The following is a 23,094-nucleotide window of genomic DNA, read 5'->3' on the forward strand; positions in this document are numbered from 1 at the left end:
AAACCTATTTTTAGCAAAAGCTCACTGCTGTATATTTGTACAGTATTGGGCTTTTGCTGTAAATACGTCCTCAGCGCCCGCTTAGGTTAGCGAGTAAACAAGTTATGGGTGTTGATGTCTGTCTGTTTGATAAGCGCTTGAGTTGAAATACCTTTTAGTTTTGCAACTTCTTCAGCCACCCAGGGTAAATATTTCGGGTGGTTTTTTTTCGGCCTAGGTCGAATGGTTCTGGGCAGCAAATAAGGCGCATCGGTTTCCAATAGCAAACGATCAAGAGGAATGTCTGGCACGGCTTGTTGTAATGCTTGGCCTCTGCGTTCGTCACATACCCAACCGGTCACACCAATATGTAAGCCTAGCGCTAAATAGTTTTCTAGCTGCTGTTGGTCCCCTGTAAAGCAATGAATCACTCCCTTTATTTGTTGGCCCGCAATGGATTTTAGTGTGTCTATCATTTCCTCATGAGCATCGCGTTCATGTAAATAAAGCGGCAAATTATGGCGCAAAGACAGTTCTATCTGTTCCCTAAAGGCATAGCGTTGTTCATCTGGCGTAGAATAGTTGCGATTAAAATCCAGCCCAGTTTCTCCTATCGCGACGGGGCGACGGGTGCTTATCATCTGCTCTATTTCATCTAGGCTGTTTGTGTTCCAGCTACTAGCTTGATGGGGATGACAGCCTAGAGTGGGCCACAAGCTGGGCTGCGTTTTACACAAGTTTTGTAAAAAAGCACTTTCTTCTAAATCAGAAGCAATGCATATCATTGCTTCAACGCCCGCGGCTTGGCTTTGTGCTATGGTGTCGGTGAGATCTTTCAGAAACGTCTCGTGTTGAATATTAACGCCAATATCAATCATTATATTTGGTAAATCTCTTTCGCCGCTTTAAGGCTGTCTATGTAAATTTGTCGAAGTTGGTTACTGGATAAGTCCTGTTCGGCTAATTCATCAAACGGGATTTTTTCCCAATGTCCTGCTTCGTAATGTTTAGCCACTGACAAAACGCTGCCTAAGTGGCCTTGGTGATACTTTAATGCGCTAACCAAGCTTTCATCCAAAGGTAAATCGTGCAGGATCTCATCCATTGAAGCGTCAAAAAAGCTCGGCAAATAAGAAAATAAGCCAACTAGAAATGCCCCTTCTAACTTAGGGTACATGGCCTTAGCAATGCCGTTGCAGAAAGCCGCTCGATTTACCGCCATGGAAAACAAACAGTCCGGCTTACCGTCAATGCTACTGAACATAGCCAGTGTTACCCATTTGATCAGATCTTTAATGCCAATAATTTCAATCGCTCGTTGAACATTGTGGACATTAAACTGACGGTGATACATGACACTTTTCGTCAGTTTTAAAACGCGATAGGCTAAGGTGACGTCTTTCTCTATGGTCGCTGAAATATCACGAATAGAAGAACGCCCATCTTGGAGTCGCTTAAGAAGATCGATTAATATTAAGCGATAACCAGGAACGTTATTGCCTTTAACAGGGACGCTTGCCGATAAAAAATCACCACTAAACCAGCTTGCATGCGTTTTGGCATCGATTTCTTGATGTTGCTCTTGTGACTGAATATGACTAACCCACACTTCTTTATGGGCAAGTCCTTGATGACGGTCTACATTCAATACTTGGCTCATGTCGAACTTATTTAAGCTGAGTTCTACAAAAGAGAAGTAATCAAAAAAAGGCGTTCCGAAAAACTTCAATGAGAAGTTGGTTAACCCTAACTGATAACCATCAAGGCGCAGCTCTGAGAGGCGGTCATTGTCGCGCTCTGGTCTTAGTTCAGCCGCATCAAAAAACAACACGAAACGCATTGAAGAGGGGGGCGTGGGAAGATGTTCTACCTCATGGATGGAGACAGCAATAAAAATGGGTTGATGTTTGATGGCATCAACAATACTCAAGTCAGTAAATAATAAACTTAAGAAAGAATCCTTTTTTTCTTGCTCCATGTTATTGAGATGAAACAAATTATTCGCTTTGGCCGTCATTTTACTGTCAACGACAGCTTGGCGGCTAAATAGATAATTGTTACTGATCATTAAATTGTCTCTGTTAGTGCAGTTTGTAGAAAAATTTACTGTAACGAATAGCCGAATACAATATCATGGATGCCATTAAATAGATCCCATATAAGAAAACTATTGGAGTAGCGTATGGCCGGCATGTTGGACGCCGTAGATCAAAGAACAAAATTGGTCGGTGAAAATCGTTTAGAACTGCTCATGTTCCGTTTAGGTGGTATGCAAACCTTTGCCATCAATGTGTTTAAAGTGCAGGAAGTTGTCCAGCTTCCTAGACTAAATTTGATGCCCCATAGACACCCGTCAGTATCTGGTGTGACTCATTTTAGAAATCGTACCATTCCGGTGATTGATTTATCACAATCGATCGGCATGAGACCCATTGATCGGACTCAACCTTGCAATCTGATTGTTACTGAATACAACAACACGGTGCAAGGCTTCATGGTGGGTGACGTTGATCGCATTATTAACATGAATTGGAATGAGATCTTGCCACCGCCAGAAGGTGCCGGCAGACAGCATTTCCTGACAGCGATTACCCGTATTAATGAGCGCTTAGTAGAAATTATTGATGTAGAAAAAGTACTGGCGGTGATTTCGCCTTATGATACCAGTGTCAGTGCGGACGTGATTGATGAGCAACTCTTAAGCCAAGCAAACGATTTGGAAGTGCTGGTGGTTGATGACTCTTCCGTTGGTTTAGCCCAATGTCAATCTACCCTCGACTTTATGGGGATCAAGGTACATACCGCGACCGACGGTAAGAAAGGCTTAGAAAAACTGAAAGCCTGGGCAGATAACGGCGAGATAGTGCCGCAAAAACTGCTGATGTTGATTACTGATGCAGAAATGCCAGAAATGGACGGCTATCGCCTGACTCGTGAAATCCGTGAAGACCCAAGGCTAAAAGATCTGCATATCGTGCTTCACACCTCTTTAAGTGGCAGCTTTAACAAAGCCATGGTGCAAAAAGTAGGCTGCGATGATTTCTTGTCTAAGTTTCAACCAGATCGGCTGGCAGAAGTGATCCAAGAACGTATTCGTGATGTGATGGGGCGGGAGTAGCGTCTTAAATACGCAGTTAAAAGACAGGCCGAGTGCCTGTTTTTTTATTGCTCTGGTTGGTTTGTTTGATTAGGTCGTATTTGTGGAACTGCAGCTGTTAATTTTATTGTTTGTTGCTGGTGGCGTGGCGGGGGCCTTGTATACCTTCACTCAAATCGTTGCGCCTTTATTTGTCGTTTGTGTCGTGTTGTTGTTTTTGCCAGCGCTAGGGTATGAATATTCAGGGGTTTTATTGCCTTTGATCGCGACGTCTGTGGTCTCTTTTATTCCTATTTTGTTGCTGCAATGGATCAAAGATATGAAAGCAGCAACTTTAGATTCTTCGGTGCTTATTGCCTTGTCACCAGGTGCCGCCATGGGCGGTGTGATTGGTGCTCAAGTGGTTTCATTTATGTCGCCGCTGTTTTTTAAACTGGCACTAAGTTTAGTGGCTGCTTTGCTGCTGTACCAAGTTATCATGCAGCGACGCTCTGTCAGTCTCACCTCAAAAAAAGCGCAGTTAATGAATCTGAATGTCCGCTCTCTACGTATTCCTGTTGGCTTGCTGATCGGCGTAGTCAGTATTATGGCTGGTGGCGTGGGGAAAGTGTTAGCTGAAACAGTGTTAACTAAAACCTCTGTTATTCAAGCCCACCGCCATGCTACGGCAGCGGGGGTCGCCTTATTTGTGTCGATTGCTGCTATGGTGGGTTTTTCGTTCCCTGCGCTGCCATTAAGCTACCCTCAAGCAGATGGCTTTATTGGCGGAATTCAATGGCTATGTTGCCTAACCCTTGCGATCAGCCAAATGCTTTTTTATTTGCTTTGCCAGGGTAAAGGCAATTCTCTAGATCATTCTGTAATCAGGATTGCCTTATTAGTATTTATCGCGATTGCGCTGTCAAGAATATGGCTAATGCCTCTATAAATAAGGGGCGAGCAAGTTCTTATTCGCATGCTGCAAGATAGCAAAAATCTATAACAGCGATTACAAATTGACTGGCGATAACAATTTTTATTGCGTGTTTTCACGATATAATAACCGCCTAAACATGAAGAAAAGGTTTATCATGAATAGCTCACCAAAATACGGCGTACTAATGATTAATTTGGGTACACCAGATGCCCCAGAAACGCCGCAAGTGCGTAAATTTTTGCGGGAATTTCTATCCGATAAGCGGGTGGTGGACTTGAACCCATTGCTCTGGAAACCCATTTTAAACCTAATTATTTTGACCATACGTCCAGCCAAGGTGGCCAAAGTTTATCAGCAGGTATGGATGGATGAGGGCTCACCTTTGTTGGTTTTAGGGGAGCGCTTGAAAGAGCGTGTTAAGCACGCGCTAGTGCAAAACTCAGAGCAACCCATTCCGGTTGAAATGGCGATGACATACGGTAATCCAAGTATGGAAACCGCGGCCAATAAACTGCGCTCGGCTGGCGCTGAGAAAATCATTGTGGTGCCTATGTACCCGCAATTTTCTTCTACCACAACGGCGGCAGGCTATGACCGTTTAATGAGCTCGCTCAAAAAGTGCCCTCATTGGCCCGCTTTGCACTTGATACAAGATTATGCAGACCATCCTTTGTATATCAAAGCGCTCGCAAACTCCGTGCAGGCTCAGTGGGAGAAACAAGGCGAACAACGGCATTTGGTGCTGTCCTATCATGGCATCCCTAAACGTTATGTAAATAATGGAGACCCTTACGCTCGGCGCTGTGAACTTACCAGCCGACTGGTTGCGCAAGCCTTAGGTCTAAGTGATGATGAATGGACGCATGTTTATCAATCACGCTTTGGTCGAGAAGAGTGGTTAACGCCTTATGCGGATGCAACCTTGAAGGCGATGCCTGAAAAAGGCATTAAGCGCATCAATGTGATAAGCCCAGCCTTTTCTATCGATTGCATCGAAACGCTAGAGGAAGTGACTTTAGAATTAGGTGATGAGTTTAAACAGCATGGCGGTCTAGCCTTTGATTACATTCCAGCGCTAAATGACAGTGATGACCAGCTGGCTTTGTATCTCGCGTTAATCGAACAAAATACCCAACAGTGGAAATAACTAAGTGATGCAAGAATCTCAACCCCGATTCCCGGTGATTGCCTTTGATGCAGACGATACATTATGGCGAAATGAAGACATCTTCATGTCTGCGCAGGGTGAATTTATGGCATTGTTAGCACAATATCATGATCAGGAATTCATTCGCTCTCATCTAGGCGATGTGCAAATTAGAAACCTAAAGCACTTTGGTTACGGCATTAAAGGCTTTACGCTTTCAATGATAGAAACCGCAATAGAGCTGACAGAAGGGCGGGTTACTGGGCAGCAAATCCATAGTATTATTGAGCTGGCTCGGCGTATGTTAGCAGCCCCAATTGAGTTACTGCCAAATATCAAATCCGTGTTGAAAACATTGCAAAAAGAACATACCTTGATGATTATTACCAAGGGCGATTTGTTAGACCAAGAAAGCAAGGTTGCACGTTCTGGATTGGCTAAATATTTCGATATTATTGAAGTAACCAGCGACAAGAACCCCGCCGCGTATAACAGCATACTCAGTAAACATAAGATTTCTCATGACCAGTTTTTAATGGTTGGTAACTCCTTGAAATCCGATGTGTTGCCGGTATTTGATATTGGTGCGCAGGCGATTCATGTGCCTTATCATACGACCTGGGCCCATGAAGAAGTGTCTGCTATGACATTAGAGAAATACCCTCAATTGGTGACTTTAGAGTCGATTTCATTGCTGCCTGAATGGTTGTCACAACACAAATAGAAGGTATTACATATGCGTTTTTTACCATGGTTATTATCCGCTTTGATCTTCACCTCTTCTGTGGCTTTTGCCCAAGAGCAGACAGATGAGGACAACCTAGATAAGGCGAAGGAAAAAGCATCGCAAATGTGGCAAACAACCAAACAAAAGGCCACCGAATACGGTGGTATTGCCGTTGAGAAAGGTAAGGAATACGGCAGCATTGCACTGGATAAAAGCAAGGAGTATGGCGCAATCGCTGCGGATAAAAGCAAAGAAACCGGCTCCGAAGTTTGGGATAAAATGAAACAGTTGGGTTCTGATGTGGCGGATAAAAGTCGTGAAGGGGTTGAAAAATTACGTGCCCCCTCCGATCCATAATATTCCTCCTGGGCATTGTACAACGACTGGCAGTCTATTCATCTAATTTGATAAAGCGAAAACAACCGCGAATGAGCATGTGTGACAATGAAACAAAAGGACGAGCATAATCCGTTACCTTCCCGTTATTGGGAGCAAGAGTTTATTGCGCAAGACGATGCTCACTTAGTCGCCCCTAAGGTTCGTTATCGATGTCCTAAATGCGAAAGTCTGTTGCTGCAAAAAGAAGGCAAGAATGGTGTCTTTTGGGGCTGTGAGTCTTACCCTAACTGCGATTATACGGCGAGCGACGAGCAGGGTAAGCCAGTACGAGCCAAGCGCTATCTGTGTCCTGCCTGCCAATCCCCATTACGCCGTAAAAGCTTTCAAGATAATGCTTTTTGGGGCTGCAGTCGTTATCCAGAGTGCAAAGTGACAGTGGAAGACGACAATGGCGTGCCTACCACCACTAAAAAGTACCCGTGTCGCGAATGTGGTCACTATTTAGTTCGTAAAAAAAGCAAAAATGGCTATTTTTGGGGTTGTATAGAATACCCAAAATGTAACCACACTCTTAATGATGATAAGGGCTTGCCAGTGTTGCGTCGCAAACGTTGACAGCATTAAGTTTTTGTTTCTAATTGCAACAAGGCTTCTGCTAAATTGGCGTAATCAAAAGAAAATTTTTGTTCGATCAGTCGCTTAGGATACGCTTTAACGCCATGGGTAAGTAATGAACTCATTTCACCTAGGGTTAAGCGTAATATTGACTTAGGAACAGTAATAAAAGTCGGCCGTTTAAGTACTTTTGCATACACCTTGGCAAAGTCTTTTTGTTCAACCATATGGGGCGAGGTAAGGTTGTATATGCCGGTAAAAGTTGGGTTGTCTAACGCGGCTTCAATGGCCTTCAGCACATCGTCTAAATGCACCCAAGAAAAGCCCTGCCTACCACTGCCGATTTTTCCCCCTAAACCACATAGATAGGAAGGCCGCATTTTTGTTAGCGCGCCTCCTTGTTCTGATAGCACGACGCCAAGGCGATAAATGACGGTTCTTGTACCTTGTTCATTAAAGGCTAGGGCGCTGGCTTCCCACGCTTGGCAAAGTTCATGGGCAAAGCCCTCTCCGGCGGGACTGTTTTCATCAACTTCGGCATCCGAAAAACTGCCGTAATAGCCTATTGCTGACATGGACAAGACCATCTTAGGAGGTGTTTTTAGTTGTTCTTTTACTTGCTTGGTCAGAGTGACACGACTTTCGTATAGTTTGGCTTTACGCTTTTTGCTCCAAGGTCGGTCCGCAATTCCTTCGCCTGCCAGATTTATGAAAGCATCGAGCGGTTGATCTAATTCCGCTAAAGTGGCTAGGGTGTATTGGCTGATATTCGGAGGCAGTCGCGTGTCTACTTGTCGTACCAGTGCGTACAGTTGGTGTTCAGACTTTTGCAGCAAAGCAACCAAGGCGCTGCCAATAAATCCTGTTGCTCCGGAAATTAGTATTTTCATTTTTGCGCCTTTTGTTTAATCGTTAATCAAATAGTTACGCAAAAAATCAGAAGAGGGATCAATCACTTCGGATTTTTTTATCAAATATTAAGTTTTCACTGCAATATTTAAAAGCCAGCTAAGCTTTTTCTTATAACGCCTTCTTTTTCTCAGGTAGGATGGCTAAAATGGGGAAGCTGAAACATTAGGTATCAAAATGCAACACAAAGAATACGATCACATCATCCTTCTTGCTCATGGCAGTCCAGACCCATTATGGAAAAAGCCATTTGAAGCCTTATATGAGCAAGCGGTAGAATTTTATGGTTCCGACCATTCCAGTTTGGCTTATATGGAATTAACCACGCCGACATTAGAAGATGTGGTGGGACAGCTTGACGAAAAGATAACAAAAGTCGCTGTTTTGCCTTTGTTTTTTGCTGTTGGTCGCCACCTAAGACAGGATGTTCCTGCGCAAATTGACGCCCTGCAAAATGAGCATTTACAGATTGATCTGTTGCCTCCGATTGGTGACGACGAACTGGTCAAAAAAGCTATGTATACAGCCATTGCACGCCACTTAGGAAGAGAACAATGATGCCATCTTTATTGCTGAGCACTGGAGCACGATGAATGCTGTTTAAACATTTACCGGACGAAATATTCCAGGCGCTATCCGGCTCAAATCGTGCCTTAATTGAGGCCGTATTATACGACCTTGCAGATGTTTTTTATGATCACGCAGAAGACCCGATTAAAGAAAAGTCGGCGATTATAGAATCCATCGAAGATACCCTACATAAGCTGGAAACCTTAGCGTGGCATGACGATCAAAAAGAATCGTTTGAATCGCCGAAAACCATCCACGACTTTGCGTTACGCATTTACCATCGCTTGGTAAACACCGGCTGGTTGGTAGAAGAGCAGGAGTTGTATCGAATTAGTGTACTAATGACGCCACAAATTTCCATGCTATTACGCTCCTTGGTAGAAATAAGCCGTCACGGTAAACGTAATTATGGTGCAACCGTGCTGAGTATTTTAAGCAACCTTGAGTCGGTCGCTAAATACCCAAAAGAACGTGGTGTAACACTTAGCCAATCCGCCGAGGCGAGTCGTGAGTTTTCGGCACATCTCAACCAAATTTTGTTGGGTATCCGCAGTTTACAGCGAGAGTTGTTCTCTAGTCGGGACCCTAAGGCTATTGTGGCCGGTTTTTTTGATTTGTTTGTTGAAGGCATTTTGATTGCTGATTACAAAACCATTAAAACCAGTAATAACCCGTTTCGGTTTCGTCGCCAGATTTTAGAGCACGCCCAAGAGTTTTTAGCTAACCCTGATTTGCTGAAAAGTGTGACACAATGTTATGTCGACCAACAGCTAATCAGCTATGACGCTGCCCTTGCTATGGTCGAAAAAGATTGTCGTGACATTATTCAGACTTTCAGCAACATCGACCAGCGTCTTGACCGTATTGATGAATATCGCTACCGACTGGAAAAACGCGCAGCGGATACAGCCAGATACATGGACAGTTCGCGTCCTGGTATGGCCAATAAGATTGCCGGCTTAATCACCGACGCGGCCAAGTTTGACGAGCTTCCTGTGCTGAAGAATGTGGTTAGCTCTAAATTTGTCGGAATGGAATCTGCTGCTCAACCAATGCGCCGTCGTGAACCACCACCACCTAGGGTGATGACCCCAGCGGAAGTGTCGGTTAATGCCATTCAGTTGCGTGAACAACAACGCCGTTTCCATGAGGCACGCCAAGTCACTGTGGTCAAGTTACAGTCCTATCTAGAGCGCCAAATGCAGAACCAGCCAAACAAGCATATTTTGGATTTCACTATCGAGTCTGTTGAAGATTTTGTGTGCTTTGATCATCTGCGTTATGTGGGCTCATTAGGGGTGACGGCGAAGAAAATTGAAAAAGCGTTTGAAGTCCGATTTACTGAGCAATTTTTAGATGTACATGATTTTGTTGAATGCAGAGAATTTAATGTGGTCCGTAGGAGCGAAGCGTAATGCTTAGAGAATTAAAGAAAGTCGTCGAAGAGTCAGGGAAAGACGCTCAAGAGTTTCAGCAAACGGCCAACTTCGTTCTTGCGAACCAATTTGCCAGCGCGTACAAGCATGGCCAGCGTAAACATTACTTATTATTAGAAGCTTACCAAGACTATTTTGGTAAAATTTTTGATGCGTTAGGCATGAAACTCTATCTTAATGAGAATGAGCGTTTAGCGGGGGTATTACCCGTTCAACGGGAAGCCTTTGTTCGCCTAAAAACCGATGAAACCTTATTTTTGTTGGTGTTGCGCCAGATTTATGAAGAAAAAATCGAAAACTTTGAAGTAGATAATGGCTTTGTTGCCACAAATACTCACACCATTCTCGAGCGCTATGTGCAGTTAGTAAAGCGCGAAATACCCACTGAAACGCGGTTCAAAGATATTCTGTCTTTATTGAGTCGACATGGTGTCATTATTCGCGGCAAAGCTTATGAAGAAGACAGCAAAAACGTCATTATCAACATCACGCCAGTGGTTAGGTTAATTGTCACAGAGGCTTATTTAAGACAGTTAGAGTCTTTTAATGGAGCCGATCCGGACGAAGATGACCTTGATGATGACGAACAAACTTCAGCGCTAGAAAACCAGGAATAAAGGACCAAGACATGAAAAAGTTAAATCGAATTGTATTGGTTAACTGGTACCTATTAGGGGCAGAAGAAATCAATATCCGCGGTAACACCGCTATTATCGGGCCCACCGGCTCCGGTAAATCCTCTTTGTTGGATGCGATTCAAACGGTATTAACCGGTGCCAGTAAACGTCATCTTAACTACAATGCCAGTGCCAACGATGGTAAGGCCAGTGGACGTAGCATCCGCTCTTATATTCTCGGTATGATTGATGCGGGACAAGCCAATCAAAAAGTGGGTGGCACACAACCACGGCAAGATGCGATCAGTTACTTGGGCTTGGTTTTTGAAGACAGCAACACGGGCAACGAGTCTACGGTTGGCCTGTGTTTAAGTGCTTCATTGGCATCGCCTGAAGAAGACATATTAGGGCGTTTCGTGCTGCCTAATTATGGTGTCCGAAGAGAAGATTTTATCGAAGCAATGGAAGGCAAAAGCTACAAAGCCAAGCCTTGGATTGAAGTTCGTGAAGCCATGAAGAAAATCTGTTTTGACCCTTATATCAAATCAGGCAGCGCTTCTGCAACCCAGTATATCAACCGTTATTTAGAAGAATTAAGCCCCAGTGCCGATCATCTGATTACCTTGGATGGTTTTCTAAAGAACTTTAAAAATGCACTTAAATTTGTGCCTATTGCTTCGCCAACCCGATTTGTACAAGACTTTGTTTTGGCTGAAGCGCCACTGCAAGTTGGTGCTTACCAAAAATCGCTCCATGAGTATCGCCAATTAGAAAGTAAAACCCTCGAAGTGGCAAAGCGAATTGACGATCTGAAGTTAATTCAGCAGGACTGTGAGAAAAAACTGCAACAGGAGCAATCGGCTGTCAATTATCACTGGATTGCCACCGAAGCGCGCTTTGATGAGCTTGGCACCAAGCAAGATGATATCCAAGATCAGTATGAGTTGCATAAAGAGCGTGAAGACGAGATTGATGAGCAGTTAACCACCCAAAGCAGCTTGTTAAAGCAGCTTCAAGGTCAACTGATTCGCCTTGAGCAACAATACGAGCATTCCGATGTCGGATTGAAGCTTCAGCAATTAGAGCAAAATAAGAAGTTTCTTACCCTGCAAGGTCAACAAGATCAAAAGAACATCATGCAGGCGCACCAGTTAACCCTGCTATTGTCTTCTCTTAAGGGCTTTGCAGATTTTCTGTCGGCCGAAACCAATGCGGTGATCGCTGAGGTAGAAAAGCACAGTGGTTTAATCAGCGCTGACGGTAAGATCGAAGGTAATTTAAAACCGCTAACACACATTCTAGCGACGCTTAATCAAACCCTGGATACAGAAAAATCTCTCGTTTTTAGACAGCGATCTGAACTGAATCGCACGATTTTAAATTTGAAAGATGAATGTAAACAGCTTGAATCGGATGTGTCTTCTTTGAAAGGAGGGGTGAGCCCACTTTCTCAGAATACCCGTCGTTTAATAAGCTTGTTAAGCGATGCCAATATTACCGCAACACCATTAAGCCATTTGGCCGAAGTGACTGACCGCAAGTGGCAAGATGCGATCGAGGGCTACTTAGGTGCGCAACGGGAAGCGTTAATTGTCGACCCTGATGATGCTGAGGAAGCGATTCGTATTTTTCGCGCGCACCGTCGTCAATTAATGGGTTGTCGAGTCATTGATACAACACAAACTCGGTTGTGGTTGAATCGTGGTAATCACAAATCCGCTCTGAAGTTCATTCGCTGTAACAATGATCATGCACAAGCCTATTTGAACCGCCGTTTGGGGGGGATTTTACCGGTTGAAACTGAGCGCGAACTATTGCGCGAAGACAGTGCTATGACGGCAGATGGTATGTTGAAATTGTCGGGGACTATTTCGACGATTCGCTTTACCTCCCATATGATGGTTGGCATCAACACAGAAGGCATGCGTGAATCTCGTGAGCAACAATTGGCAGCCCTAAGCGGTGAGCTGATGAATCACTTGAAAGTCGATCAACGTTTAGAGCAAGCAGACAATTTGCTGGGTCGAGTCATGGCCAGCAATCAGTTTGATGTGGAATCGCTCAATAATTCAAGTCATGCGGTCACCCGTATCGCTCAAGAGTTGAGTCATGTAGAAGCGGAAATTGCGCAATTACAACAGCACGATGATAAAGACCTGCAAGAAAAAATTGAGGCGTTAAAAACGCGCATTGCCAACGTTGAGCTAGACCAGAAAAAGCTTGATCGTGAGCGTCAGCAAATTGCTGAGCAATATGGCGCCTTGAACACCCAGAAAAATCAACTTAGTTCAGCACTTGCAGCACTTGATGAAGAACGTAATCGCCTTACCTCAAACCCGCTTTATAATGCCGAGTTTGCCAGTGAGCGCTATTCCTTATTGGAAAACAGCATGGTCAATGGTGCCGCGATTTACAAAGAAGCCATTAGTCGTGCAGAAAAAGCCGAAGACAAGGTTCGTAGCTTTGATCAGAAGGTACGAAAAGAAGTCGCTGACCATTATGCAAAATACCATCAAGCTAACCTTGATAATGACATCCAGCTGGATTACCTAGAGTCTAAGTTTGAAGAGTTCCAGCATTATGTGTCATATCAAATTGATGTATTGAGCGAAACTGAGCTGGCGAAGTACGCGAAACGAGCCGAATTGGCGCGTCGCGAAGCAGAAGAGACGTTCCGCTCTGATTATGTGTCTAAGTTGAAAGATTCTCTTGATCAAGTTGCGCATATTATTCGTGAATTAAATCACAGTCTAAAACGCCGTCCATTCAACCAAGAAACCTATCAATTCCGTTATTACCCTAATGGTGATATGAAGGATATCTTAGACCTAGTGGAACGTTTTAGCGCTCAAGACCAAGCCAATGTAGGCGGTTTGTTTGACCCTGAAGCCACAGGTGATCCTGAGCACATACGTGCGATTACGGCCATTCAGGAATTGATTACAGACGATGAAAAACAGCAAGATCTGGCCGATTACCGCAAGTTCTATAATTTTGAAGTCGACATTCTTGATGAAGAAGGCAATAAGAAAACAACATTAAGCCAGCGTATTCAAACCGGTTCCGGTGGTGAACACCAGATTCCTTTCTATCTGGCCATTGCTGCTGCGTTGTCCACCACCTATCGCCTTCATGAAACCCCAGAAGGTGAAATTGTGGGTGGTTTCTCATTGGCCATGTTCGACGAAGCCTTCAACAAAATTGATATGGTTAAAACCTCGACTTGTATGGGCTTTATGAAAGACATTGGCTTGCAGGTTATTGCGGCGGCTCCGGATGATAAACGTGCGGTTATGGCTGCTAATATGGACACCATTATTAGTGTCTGGCGTGAAGGTGGGGCTGTTTCCATCGACGTTGCTTACCCTAAAGAAAAGGGTAAAACCTTATTAAACGGCACTGCCGACGCTGAGCTGACTCCAGTATAACGAGACAAAAATGAAAATTCAGAACGAAATAGAAGAAACCATTCGTGGTGCATTCGAGGTTAAGCATTTAGTGCTTGAGAATGAAAGCCATATGCACAATGTGCCAGCGGGAAGTGAATCTCACTTCAAGCTGGTGCTGGTCAGCGATGCCTTTTTGGGTAAAAGGCTGGTGCAACGTCACCAGCTGGTATATGGTGTTTTACAGGCTCAAATGCAAAAAATTCACGCTTTGGCTCTGCATTTATATACATTTGATGAGTGGCAAGAGCGTGAACAAAATGCGCCTTTTTCACCTAAATGCCATGGAGGCGAGTGAGAGCGATAGCAGCTCGATAATAATATGAGTATTTCAGTTACGGCCGACAGTGCAACTAACACCATTGAAATATCAGTGCTAGGCAGCTTTGATTTTTCACTTTTCCATGATTTTCGTGAAGCTTATGCCGACTTTATTGGTGAGCAGCATCGCTTCTGTGTCGACTTAAGCCAAGTAGAATACCTAGACAGTGCGGCGTTAGGCATGTTGTTGAGCATGAAAAACGCCCTCGGTGAAGGGGTGACCATAGAGCTCAAAGGTGCGAATGATTTTATTAAAAATATTTTGATGATTTCACGCTTCGATAAACGCTTTGAAATACGGTAAACAACGGATTCTATGAAACTATTATGCGTTGACGGCGAACCGGTTTATCAAGAAATTATTTCTTTGTGCGCTCAAAAAGAGGGGATGGAAGTCGTTACGGCTTCCTCCTATGAAGAAGCGATCCAATGCTATGAAGTGCATAAACCCGATTTGGTTACCCTAGAAGTCGTGATACAAGGTGGCAGCGGGGTTCAGCTGGCGAGCGCTCTTAAAAGAATGGACCCAGGTCGCTTTGTACCGATTATTTTTCTCACCTCTCACATTTCTGATTCGGTAATGAACTCCTGCTTTAAAGCCGGCGCAGATGACTTTATCCCTAAACCATTTAATGAAATGCTGTTTAGCACTCGGGTGAGCACACATAAACGACAAATCCACCTGATCCAAGAGATGTATCGCAAGAACCGTGAGCTGACGTTTTATCAATCTATGATTGAGCGCGAACATAAAATGGCCCATCAAGTGCTGGATCATATTTTAACGCGCAGCGAACGTTCCAGCCAACACCTTGCTATCACACGCCTTTCAGCGACCAACTTTAATGGTGATTTGGCATTGGCCTACACCCAGCCTGATGGAACCAGAGTTGTGTTTGTAGGCGATTTTACTGGCCATGGCTTATCCGCATCGATTGGCGCCTTACCAGTAGCGCAAGCTTTTTTTGATGGTATGGATAATCAGATCGGACTGTCGGAACTGGCAACCCAATTAAATAAAATACTGCTTAATATTTTACCCGATTACATGTTTTGTGCCGCCTACATGATACAGATTCAGCCTTCTGGCGAGATAGAATATTGGGGGGGAGGCATGCCCCGTGGCTATATTCGACGAGGTGATGATAGCGTAGATTATATTTGCTCTCATCATATGCCATTGGGCATTCTTAGCGTGAAAGAGTTTGAAGCGGATTGTGAAAAGGCGTTTCTTGGCGCTAAGGACACTCTGGTTGTGGCATCAGATGGTATTGTGGAGTTGAAAAATTCAGACCATCAAATGTTGGGAGAAAAGGCAATGGAAGCGCTGGTTATGTCGTCTTACATTGAGCAAGACCTCAATCAGGCGCAGAGCGCTATGGAGGCGCACCTAACCAGGTTTCAAGGTAAATCTGAGCAACTCGATGATATTACCTTAGTGGCCATCCGAAACACTTAAGGCGCTGGCCAAACAAAATCTTCTAACACCGACAAAAACGGCCAGTGTCGTGAAGTTTCCTATTTGAAAAGGGCTTCATTCAACTGGCCGTTTTATTGACCTGTTAGTCAATTGTTCTGTTAGCGCTTCTTCTTTTTATTTTTACCTTGTTTGTTACCGGCATGCTTAGATCTTGCTGGTGCTGGGCCGCGCTTTTCAGGCTCTGTTCTTAGCACAAGGAATAGATCCGTAACTACTTCTGGAATTTGCTCGATACAAGATTGTGTCAGCTTATCACTTTGGCGGATTTGCACGACTTCTTCGTCGTCGAATAGGTCTGAAGCCACCATAATCGGAAGCAAAAGTTCGGCAATGACTTCTTCTTTCTCAGACTCGAACCAGTGTTGCTCAGTCATGAAGACGCCTTCCATAAAGCCGGTTGCCCACTCCTGAAGCTCACTTAGCTCTTCGGCAGAGGTTCCCATTTCTATTTCACAAGGAATGATGAATTCATCTTCAGACTCCAGCTCTTTTTGGATGTCTAACGACAAACGGCTTAGCAATTGTAAGATTTGTTTCTGCTGTTTTTCGCTTTCAAATTCAGGCGTGTCTTCAAAAATAACTGGCAGCCACTGTGCTTCAGAAATAGTAACAGGGCAAATTGCCAGCGCAGTTAAAAAGCCATGTGCCATAACGAAATTCTGACATTCTTCATGAACCCGATCTGACTCCAAAAACGTTTCCAGTGTGTCTAACTCAAGATCATCAAGAGGTTGGTGTGCCATTTTACAATTCCTAATACTAAATAAGTGTGGGATTTTAGCGAAAAGAGCATCAAAAATCGATGCACAATCTCTATGGTTAAGAGATAATTCACGAATGATTCAAAAGAACACCATTCTGTCAAAATTAGGCTACCTTCAGTACCGCCCATTACAGGAAGAAGCCATCGATGCTTTGTGCGCTGGCACAGATGTCTTGCTTGCTGCGCCTACCGGTGGAGGAAAGTCTTTAGTGTACCAATCCGCCGGCCTTATTAGAGATGGCGTTGGCGTTATTATTAGTCCACTCATTGCGCTCATGGCACAACAAGTCGAGAGCCTAAAAGACAAAGGGGTGAACGCCCATTTTCTGAATTCAAATTTGCAACCAGACGAGCATGATGACCTGGTTTGGGCGCTGCGTAATAATCACATTGATCTGCTGTTTTTATCGCCAGAAAAGTTGATGCAACCATCGGTGATGAGTTTTCTCAATAGCTTGTCTATTTCCCTGTTTGCTGTTGATGAAGCCCATTGTATCACCCAGTGGGGTAGCTCTTTTCGCCCAGAATACAGTCAGCTTGGACAATTGCGACAAAATTTCCCCGATGTCCCTATCATTGCGCTTACCGGTACCGTGGATGGCTCGACGGTAAAAGCAATCCAAGCTTCCTTAAAAATGCAGCATGCCTTGGTACTTAAAAGCAGCTTTGATAGAAAAAACATTGAAATTCAAATTGCTCAAAAACGTAAATCGAAACGACAGATATTGTACTTTTTGCACCATGAGATGGCGGGGGAAAGTGGCATTATCTATTGCCGTTCACGTAAAAAAACCGAACAATTGGCCTCATGGTTAACCCAGCTTGGTCTTCCAAGTTTGCCTTATCATGCGGCGATGAATGACAGAGCCAGACAAGAAAATCACCAACGTTTTTCTACTCAGCCTGGGTTGATTATGGTGGCAACAACCGCGTACGGCATGGGCATAGACATCGCGCATATTCGATTTGTCATCCATGTGGACTTGCCCGATAGCCCTGAAGCATATTTTCAAGAAATAGGGCGGGCTGGGCGAGACGGTAAACCTTCTAAAGCACTGTTGCTTTACGGTTTACAAGACATGCTGAACGCGCAGCGCTTCAATGGGCTGCAAGATCAACTCGATGATGATAGAAAAGAGCGGCTAAGCGCTTTTTTGCAAGTACTCGAAGGGCGCGGCTGTCGGCGCAAGAACCTACTTAAGCATTTTGATGAAAGCGCACAAGATTGTGGCAATTGTGACCGTTGCTTAGCCCCTTCTGCGGAGCAAAACAGCACCATCGCAAGCCAAAAATTACTTTCCTTGATCTATCATACTAGAGGGATTCAGCCCTTTTCTGTGTTAATTCAGCTATTACTTGGGAAAAGAACAAAAGGCGTTAGTGCCATTCAAGGAGAGCGCTTGTCCTTGTTTGGCAAAGGAAAAGAGCTTAATGAAGCCCAGTGGAAGGCCGTGGTGCGTCATCTTATTGCCTTTGATTACATTGAGGTTCATCAAATGCCTGTATTTTGCGTCCATTTAAAAGAAAAAGCCCGTGGTATTTTGAGGTCTCAGGCACAAATTTTGCTGCCACAAGAACGCTATTACCCACTTTTAGGCAGTGAAGAAGATCTAAATGAAACCGCCACTTGGCATAAGCTTATGAGCTGGAAATTATCGCAAGTTAATCACACTTTAAGTGACAACCAACTGCGTAAGGTTTATCAGTATAAGCCTAATTCCATTGCCTCACTCAGCCGCCTTACGGGTTTGTCAAAAGAGACAGTGGCGACATTCGCAGCGTCATTGCTGTCTTTATTAGAAGACAACGAAGTGCAAGAGGAGTCGAATTATGTCTGCTAATCGCCAACCACAAGATTGCCTTGAATTGGAGATAAGAAGTGATGCTTCTCTCGCGTTGCAAGTGCAGCAAAAAGTGGCCTTTTGTATTCAACAAGCCAATGCTTTTTTTGGCAATCAGTTTCAGCTTCCTAGCTGTAATTTAAAACAAAGGGGAAGGGCGGCTGGCACGGCTCATTTGCATAAAAATGAAGTGCGCTTTAATCTTTTTATGTTGCAACAAGATCCAACACTGTTTTTAGAAACGGTTGTTCCCCATGAAGTGGCACATATCATTGTTTATCAAATTTATGGCAACAGTGTGCGCCCCCACGGAAAAGAGTGGCAGGCGGTTATGAGAAAAGTCTATCAACTTGAACCCAGCCGCACTCACAGTTTTGATATCCCCCTTCCCAAGAAAGCGTTTCGCTACCAATGCCAGTGTCAAGTACACACTTTTACTGCTCGTCGCCATAATCGAGCACTCAAGGGCACCGAATACATGTGTAAACTCTGCCGTGCACCGCTGCTGTATTTAGCGGACTGAATTAAGCTTTCGCGCTTTCATCTTAGCTGACGGGATGTTTTTTAATGCGAGCACAGAGTCAGTATAGTAAGATAGTCGCATTTCGTTTTATACACGTGTGGATCATGGATTTTACTAACAAGCCTAAAGAAAAAGCCGAGCTAAACAAGCTCCAAAAACGCCTACGCAGACAAACAGGTCAAGCCATTGCCGATTTCAATATGATTGAAGAGGGTGATAAGGTGATGGTGTGTTTATCTGGCGGCAAAGACTCATACACCATGCTTGAGATTTTAAGAAATTTACAAGCCAGTGCACCGATACATTTTGATATTGTTGCGGTCAATTTAGATCAGAAACAACCAGGCTTCCCTGAGCATATATTACCGGCTTATTTAGAAGAAGTTGGGGTGGATTTCCACATTCTTGAACGTGATACCTACAGCATAGTAAAAGAAATTGTACCGGAAGGTAAAACCACCTGTGGCTTATGTTCACGTTTAAGAAGGGGGTCTCTATACGGATTTGCTGAAGAAATTGGTGCGACGAAAATCGCATTGGGTCACCACAGGGACGACATATTAGAAACCCTCTTTTTAAATATGTTTTTTGGTGGTAAGTTAAAATCTATGCCGCCAAAATTGCTTAGCGATGATGGCAAGCATGTGGTTATCCGTCCTTTGGCATATTGCAAAGAGAAGGACATTGAAGCGTTTGCAACAGCGAAGTCTTACCCTATTATTCCTTGTAATCTGTGTGGCTCCCAGCAAAATCTTCAACGGCAAGTGGTCAAAGATATGCTTCAGCAGTGGGATAAGGACTATCCGGGGCGTACGGATATTATGTTTACCGCGATGCAAAATGTCGTGCCTTCCCACCTTGCTGATACTGAATTATTCGACTTTAAAGAATTAAAGCAATCAGAAGATGCTTTTAACAAGTTAAACATCATCTCAATATAGGATTAATGGAAATGAATCTAACGAATAAGGCTTTACTGCTAACAGCGGGTATTTTAAGTTCATCCATGGTTTTCGCTTCAAGTGCAGGCGTGAGTTTAACCAACGACATGGCAAAAGCGGATGTCAGCATGGATATGGGACCTTTTGCCCTTACTGCAGGCGGTACGCACGATTCTGACGATGATACTTCTTCAGGATATGTTGGCTTGAACATACAAGACACAGACACAAGTGGCCCATTGCAAATTGGTCTAGGTGTTCGTCTTTATGCTTTAGACAATAATCTAAATGGTAAAAATGATGATGTGGCCGTAGCGGCGGCGTTAGGTGGTTGGTACCGTTATACCTTCCCAATGGCAAACCGCTTAAGTATTTATGCATCAGGCTATTACTCTCCTGAAGTCTTGTCGGTCTCTCGTCTAGATCACATGTACACTTACGACATTCGTGGTGAATACATGACCACACAAAACACCCGTGCTTACATTGGTTATGGTAGCACTGTGTCTGTCTACACAAATGACGAGCGTCGTGAGACGAGTGATGGTTTGAGCATTGGTGCTTCTGTTGCTTTTTAAGCACTAATCATTATACGTAAATAAAAAGGGTGGCCAAATTGGCCACCTTTTTTATTTTCAATGAAAGCATCGCCAGTAGAAGCGAATAACGATCAAAGATTATTCGCCTGCAAAGGCACAAAGACTGAATACTGGTACATTGTTTTCTTGTAGCTTCTGGCTACCACCAAGATCAGGCAAATCGATAATCGCCGATACTTCTTTTATCTCAGCACCTTGACCCGTTAGCAGCTCAATGGCAGCAAATAGGGTGCCGCCGGTAGCAATTAAATCATCAAAAAGCAGTACGTGATCGCCTTCTTTAACCGCACCTTGTTGAATTTCTAGCTCGGCAGAACCGTATTCTAGGTCGTAACTTTGAGAAATGGTTTTGCCTGGCAACTTGCCTTTTTTGCGAATCAAAATAAGCGGCTTCTGCAGCTCGTAGGCCAACACCGCGGCGATCAAAAAGCCACGGGCATCAATACAAGCAATGTGCGTGATATCAGTGGCAATATAGCGATGAACATACGCATCCACTACCATTCGCATACCTTTCGGGTCACTAAAAATTGGCGTTATATCACGAAAGCTAATGCCTTCTTTTGGCCAGTCTTCAACCGTTTGAATCAGTGATTTAACATAAAAGTCGTCGTACAGCATAAGGAAAGATTGCCTTAAATTATTGGATCAAATGTCGGCTATTCTACCACAATCGTCTGCTATCCCAACCAACTTTTGCATTTGCGCTAGGTTGATAATGGTAATCTCTTTACCATCGACTTCTATCAGCGCGTTTTTTTGAAAACGCGTCATCACACGACTGACGGTTTCCACCGCAAGCCCTAAATAATTCCCCACTTCGCCTCGAGACATCGCCAAACGAAATGAAGTAGCGGAGTAGCCACGTTTTTTGAAACGAGTCGACAGATTTAATAAAAAAGAAGCGACTTTTTCATCCGCGTTTTTCTTGCCAAGCAATACCATCATTTGCTGATCATCACTGATTTTGCGACTCATAACGCGAAATAACTGATGCTTCAGAGATGGGATTTGAGAGCTGAGGTTTTCAAGGTGACTAAAAGGTATCTCGCATACTGTGGTTGTTTCCAATGCTTTTGCGGTTATAGGATATGCATTGTTATCAATCCCACTGAGGCCAACGAGCTCACTTGGGCAATAGAATCCGGTAATTTGCTCTTCACCAGAAGCGGTAATATTGAAGGTTTTAAGCGTGCCGCTTCGAACCGCAAAAACAGAGTCAAATGTTTGTCCTTGGTGAAACAGAATATCGCCTTTTTTAAGCGGTCGCTTTCTCTCAATAATTTGATCAAGCTTGTTTATATCCTCATCCGCAAGGGCAATAGGAAGACACAAAGCGCTCAGACTGCAGTTTTGGCATTGTGACGTCAATTTACTACTGAATCTCGAAGGTGCGCTGCTTATAGACATGATTTTTCCCTGATGTAAATTATTATATAACTTTAGAATACTTGATGGCGTTGGTCAGATATTTATCGAATACCATACAAACACAACGAATCAAGAGGCGTCCTCGCTCTGTTACTCTAATACAAGTATGTTCTTCTCGATATGAAAGTTCAACAATGCCATCTTTCTCTAAATGAGCTAATTGCTCTAACTCTTGCTGAAAATAATCAGCAAACAAGACCTTATATTTGCTCTCAATAGCCTGGCTATCTAATTCAAATTGACTGATTAAGGTCATAATAACCTGATGACGGATACAGTCATCAGGGTCACTTATATAACCTTTCATGATGGCTAGTTGACCATTTTCTATACTGTTTTGGTACAGAGAGAGATCGGTATGATTCTGAATATAAACCCCTTTTAATTGGCTAATCGCGGATACGCCAAAAGCAATCAGGTCGGTATCTGCGTGCGTGGTATAACCTTGAAAATTACGTTGTAATTGGCCATTTAATTGCGCGATTTTTAAATGATCGTTTGGCTTTGCAAAATGATCCATGCCAATGTATTCATAGCCTGCTTGGGTCAATGCTTCTATGCTCAGCTTTAACAGTTTTAGCTTGGTGTCTGGTGAAGGTAAGTCTTGCTCTTGTATGCGCCGTTGCGAGCGAAACCGATCTGGTAAATGCGCGTAATTAAACACAGATATACGTTCTGGATTAAGCTCTATTACCTTATTGAGGGTATCTTTAAACCCACTTAGGGTTTGTTTTGGTAGGCCGTATATTAAATCGAAATTAATGGAATTAATGCCCAACTTCCTGGCGTCTTGTACCAGATTCTGCACCATCTCTAAAGGTTGGACTCGGTGAATAGCTTGTTGTACTTGCTGATCAAAGTCTTGCACACCTATACTGATCCGGTTAATGCCATGCTTTACCAATAGAGCCATTTTAGCGAGACTGATTTCTCGTGGGTCAATTTCAATACTGTAATCTTGAGTGCCGTCTTGTACTAGGTTGAAGTGCTGCTTAATGGCGACAAAAAGCCGCTCTAATTGTTGTTCAGAAAGAAAAGTAGGGGTGCCACCACCAAAATGCAATTGAGTAACGGCTCGGCTATTGTCGATCATTAAGCTTCTAAGGCGCATTTCTTCTTCGAGTAGCTCGACGTATTCTGTGCCTTTGTCGTATTGCTTGGTAACCACCTTATTGCAAGCGCAGTAGTAGCAAAGATGTGCACAAAAAGGGATGTGAAAATACAAACTAATAGGGTCTTGGCTAGGTAATAGCATTTTGTCGATGAGCGCTATTTTACTAATCTGGTTATCAAATTGGGGCGCCGTTGGGTAAGAGGTGTAACGTGGCCCAGACAGATTGTATTTGGTGATGAGAGATTGGTCCCAAAGCATGATGTCTTCCTATTAAATTTTCTAA

The 23,094-nt window shown here is 43.7% G+C and carries 24 protein-coding genes; 17 read left to right on the top strand and 7 right to left on the bottom strand.

Annotation, left to right across the window (positions count from 1 at the left end; translation table 11 throughout):
- Positions 1 to 86: 86 nt before the first annotated feature.
- Together DFP81_RS03975 and DFP81_RS03980 are read right to left on the bottom strand one after the other, a co-directional pair.
- A complete protein-coding gene (locus DFP81_RS03975; RefSeq protein ID WP_115896466.1) occupies positions 87 to 857 on the bottom strand; it encodes a TatD family hydrolase in 771 nt (256 codons plus the stop codon).
- Complete coding sequence (locus DFP81_RS03980; RefSeq protein WP_115896467.1) at positions 857 to 2,047, bottom strand: EAL and HDOD domain-containing protein; 1,191 nt, start codon at positions 2,045 to 2,047, stop codon at positions 857 to 859. Before DFP81_RS03980 ends, DFP81_RS03975 begins: the two co-directional genes overlap by 1 nt.
- A gap of 114 nt (positions 2,048 to 2,161) precedes the next feature.
- Here DFP81_RS03980 and DFP81_RS03985 point away from each other — a divergent pair, with 114 nt between their 5' ends.
- The 6 genes from DFP81_RS03985 to DFP81_RS04010 all read left to right on the top strand — a co-directional run bounded on the left by DFP81_RS03985 (position 2,162) and on the right by DFP81_RS04010 (position 6,820).
- Positions 2,162 to 3,097: a chemotaxis protein CheV gene (locus tag DFP81_RS03985; protein WP_115896468.1), complete on the top strand. Its 936-nt coding sequence runs from the start codon at positions 2,162 to 2,164 to the stop codon at positions 3,095 to 3,097.
- Positions 3,098 to 3,179: 82 nt separating this feature from the next.
- Complete coding sequence (locus DFP81_RS03990; protein ID WP_115896469.1) at positions 3,180 to 4,004, top strand: TSUP family transporter; 825 nt, start codon at positions 3,180 to 3,182, stop codon at positions 4,002 to 4,004.
- A gap of 142 nt (positions 4,005 to 4,146) precedes the next feature.
- Positions 4,147 to 5,139 (top strand): ferrochelatase, encoded by a 993-nt coding sequence (gene hemH, locus DFP81_RS03995; RefSeq protein WP_115896470.1) that lies wholly within the window; start codon positions 4,147 to 4,149, stop codon positions 5,137 to 5,139.
- A 7-nt stretch (positions 5,140 to 5,146) separates the two neighbouring features.
- Positions 5,147 to 5,863: an HAD family hydrolase gene (locus DFP81_RS04000; RefSeq protein ID WP_115896471.1), complete on the top strand. Its 717-nt coding sequence runs from the start codon at positions 5,147 to 5,149 to the stop codon at positions 5,861 to 5,863.
- A gap of 12 nt (positions 5,864 to 5,875) precedes the next feature.
- Positions 5,876 to 6,223, top strand: coding sequence for a hypothetical protein (locus DFP81_RS04005; protein WP_115896472.1), 348 nt, complete (start codon positions 5,876 to 5,878; stop codon positions 6,221 to 6,223).
- An 87-nt stretch (positions 6,224 to 6,310) separates the two neighbouring features.
- Complete coding sequence (locus DFP81_RS04010; RefSeq protein WP_115896473.1) at positions 6,311 to 6,820, top strand: DNA topoisomerase family protein; 510 nt, start codon at positions 6,311 to 6,313, stop codon at positions 6,818 to 6,820.
- 5 nt (positions 6,821 to 6,825) lie between these two features.
- Here the strand turns inward: DFP81_RS04010 and DFP81_RS04015 are convergent, their stop codons facing one another.
- Entirely contained in the window at positions 6,826 to 7,710 is an 885-nt protein-coding gene (locus DFP81_RS04015; RefSeq protein WP_115896474.1) for a TIGR01777 family oxidoreductase, read from the bottom strand.
- Between the two features lie 196 nt (positions 7,711 to 7,906).
- On the opposite strand from DFP81_RS04015, the gene DFP81_RS04020 reads away from it, so the two are divergent.
- Genes DFP81_RS04020 through DFP81_RS04050 form a run of 7 tightly spaced genes read left to right on the top strand, consistent with a single transcriptional unit; the run spans position 7,907 to position 15,578 of the window.
- The gene (locus DFP81_RS04020) at positions 7,907 to 8,287 is read left to right on the top strand and encodes a sirohydrochlorin chelatase (RefSeq protein WP_115896475.1); all 381 of its coding nucleotides are present in this window, start codon (positions 7,907 to 7,909) and stop codon (positions 8,285 to 8,287) included.
- A gap of 35 nt (positions 8,288 to 8,322) precedes the next feature.
- Entirely contained in the window at positions 8,323 to 9,714 is a 1,392-nt protein-coding gene (locus tag DFP81_RS04025) for a Wadjet anti-phage system protein JetA family protein (protein ID WP_115896476.1), read from the top strand.
- Complete coding sequence (locus tag DFP81_RS04030) at positions 9,714 to 10,352, top strand: DUF4194 domain-containing protein (protein ID WP_115896477.1); 639 nt, start codon at positions 9,714 to 9,716, stop codon at positions 10,350 to 10,352. Before DFP81_RS04025 ends, DFP81_RS04030 begins: the two co-directional genes overlap by 1 nt.
- Positions 10,353 to 10,363: 11 nt before the next feature.
- Positions 10,364 to 13,780, top strand: coding sequence for an SbcC/MukB-like Walker B domain-containing protein (locus DFP81_RS04035; protein WP_115896478.1), 3,417 nt, complete (start codon positions 10,364 to 10,366; stop codon positions 13,778 to 13,780).
- Between the two features lie 10 nt (positions 13,781 to 13,790).
- Entirely contained in the window at positions 13,791 to 14,096 is a 306-nt protein-coding gene (locus DFP81_RS04040) for a BolA/IbaG family iron-sulfur metabolism protein (RefSeq protein WP_115896479.1), read from the top strand.
- A 24-nt stretch (positions 14,097 to 14,120) separates the two neighbouring features.
- Entirely contained in the window at positions 14,121 to 14,423 is a 303-nt protein-coding gene (locus DFP81_RS04045; protein WP_115896480.1) for an STAS domain-containing protein, read from the top strand.
- A gap of 12 nt (positions 14,424 to 14,435) precedes the next feature.
- Entirely contained in the window at positions 14,436 to 15,578 is a 1,143-nt protein-coding gene (locus tag DFP81_RS04050; RefSeq protein WP_115896481.1) for a SpoIIE family protein phosphatase, read from the top strand.
- Between the two features lie 119 nt (positions 15,579 to 15,697).
- On the opposite strand, the gene DFP81_RS04055 is transcribed toward DFP81_RS04050, so the two are convergent.
- Complete coding sequence (locus tag DFP81_RS04055) at positions 15,698 to 16,342, bottom strand: YecA/YgfB family protein (protein ID WP_115896482.1); 645 nt, start codon at positions 16,340 to 16,342, stop codon at positions 15,698 to 15,700.
- Between the two features lie 94 nt (positions 16,343 to 16,436).
- Between DFP81_RS04055 and DFP81_RS04060 the strand changes: the two genes are divergently transcribed.
- The 4 genes from DFP81_RS04060 (at position 16,437) to DFP81_RS04075 (ending at position 20,245) form a co-directional block, all read left to right on the top strand.
- Positions 16,437 to 18,203: a RecQ family ATP-dependent DNA helicase gene (locus DFP81_RS04060; RefSeq protein WP_115896483.1), complete on the top strand. Its 1,767-nt coding sequence runs from the start codon at positions 16,437 to 16,439 to the stop codon at positions 18,201 to 18,203.
- On the top strand, positions 18,193 to 18,726 hold the full coding sequence (locus DFP81_RS04065) for a SprT family zinc-dependent metalloprotease (protein WP_115896484.1): 534 nt from the start codon (positions 18,193 to 18,195) through the stop codon (positions 18,724 to 18,726). The genes DFP81_RS04060 and DFP81_RS04065 overlap by 11 nt, the downstream gene beginning before the upstream one ends.
- A gap of 104 nt (positions 18,727 to 18,830) precedes the next feature.
- Positions 18,831 to 19,667, top strand: coding sequence for a tRNA 2-thiocytidine(32) synthetase TtcA (gene ttcA / locus DFP81_RS04070; protein WP_115896485.1), 837 nt, complete (start codon positions 18,831 to 18,833; stop codon positions 19,665 to 19,667).
- A gap of 11 nt (positions 19,668 to 19,678) precedes the next feature.
- A complete protein-coding gene (locus DFP81_RS04075; RefSeq protein WP_115896486.1) occupies positions 19,679 to 20,245 on the top strand; it encodes a YfaZ family outer membrane protein in 567 nt (188 codons plus the stop codon).
- Between the two features lie 99 nt (positions 20,246 to 20,344).
- Here the strand turns inward: DFP81_RS04075 and DFP81_RS04080 are convergent, their stop codons facing one another.
- From DFP81_RS04080 to hemN, 3 genes are read right to left on the bottom strand one after another with little or no spacing between them, the layout of a single operon-like run.
- Positions 20,345 to 20,887, bottom strand: coding sequence for an adenine phosphoribosyltransferase (locus DFP81_RS04080; RefSeq protein ID WP_115896487.1), 543 nt, complete (start codon positions 20,885 to 20,887; stop codon positions 20,345 to 20,347).
- A 27-nt stretch (positions 20,888 to 20,914) separates the two neighbouring features.
- Complete coding sequence (gene fnr, locus DFP81_RS04085) at positions 20,915 to 21,676, bottom strand: fumarate/nitrate reduction transcriptional regulator Fnr (protein WP_115896488.1); 762 nt, start codon at positions 21,674 to 21,676, stop codon at positions 20,915 to 20,917.
- 22 nt (positions 21,677 to 21,698) lie between these two features.
- A complete protein-coding gene (hemN, locus tag DFP81_RS04090; protein WP_115896489.1) occupies positions 21,699 to 23,069 on the bottom strand; it encodes an oxygen-independent coproporphyrinogen III oxidase in 1,371 nt (456 codons plus the stop codon).
- Positions 23,070 to 23,094 lie beyond the last annotated feature (25 nt).

The organism is Marinomonas pollencensis (genome assembly GCF_003387375.1).
GTDB classification, from domain to species: domain Bacteria; phylum Pseudomonadota; class Gammaproteobacteria; order Pseudomonadales; family Marinomonadaceae; genus Marinomonas; species Marinomonas pollencensis.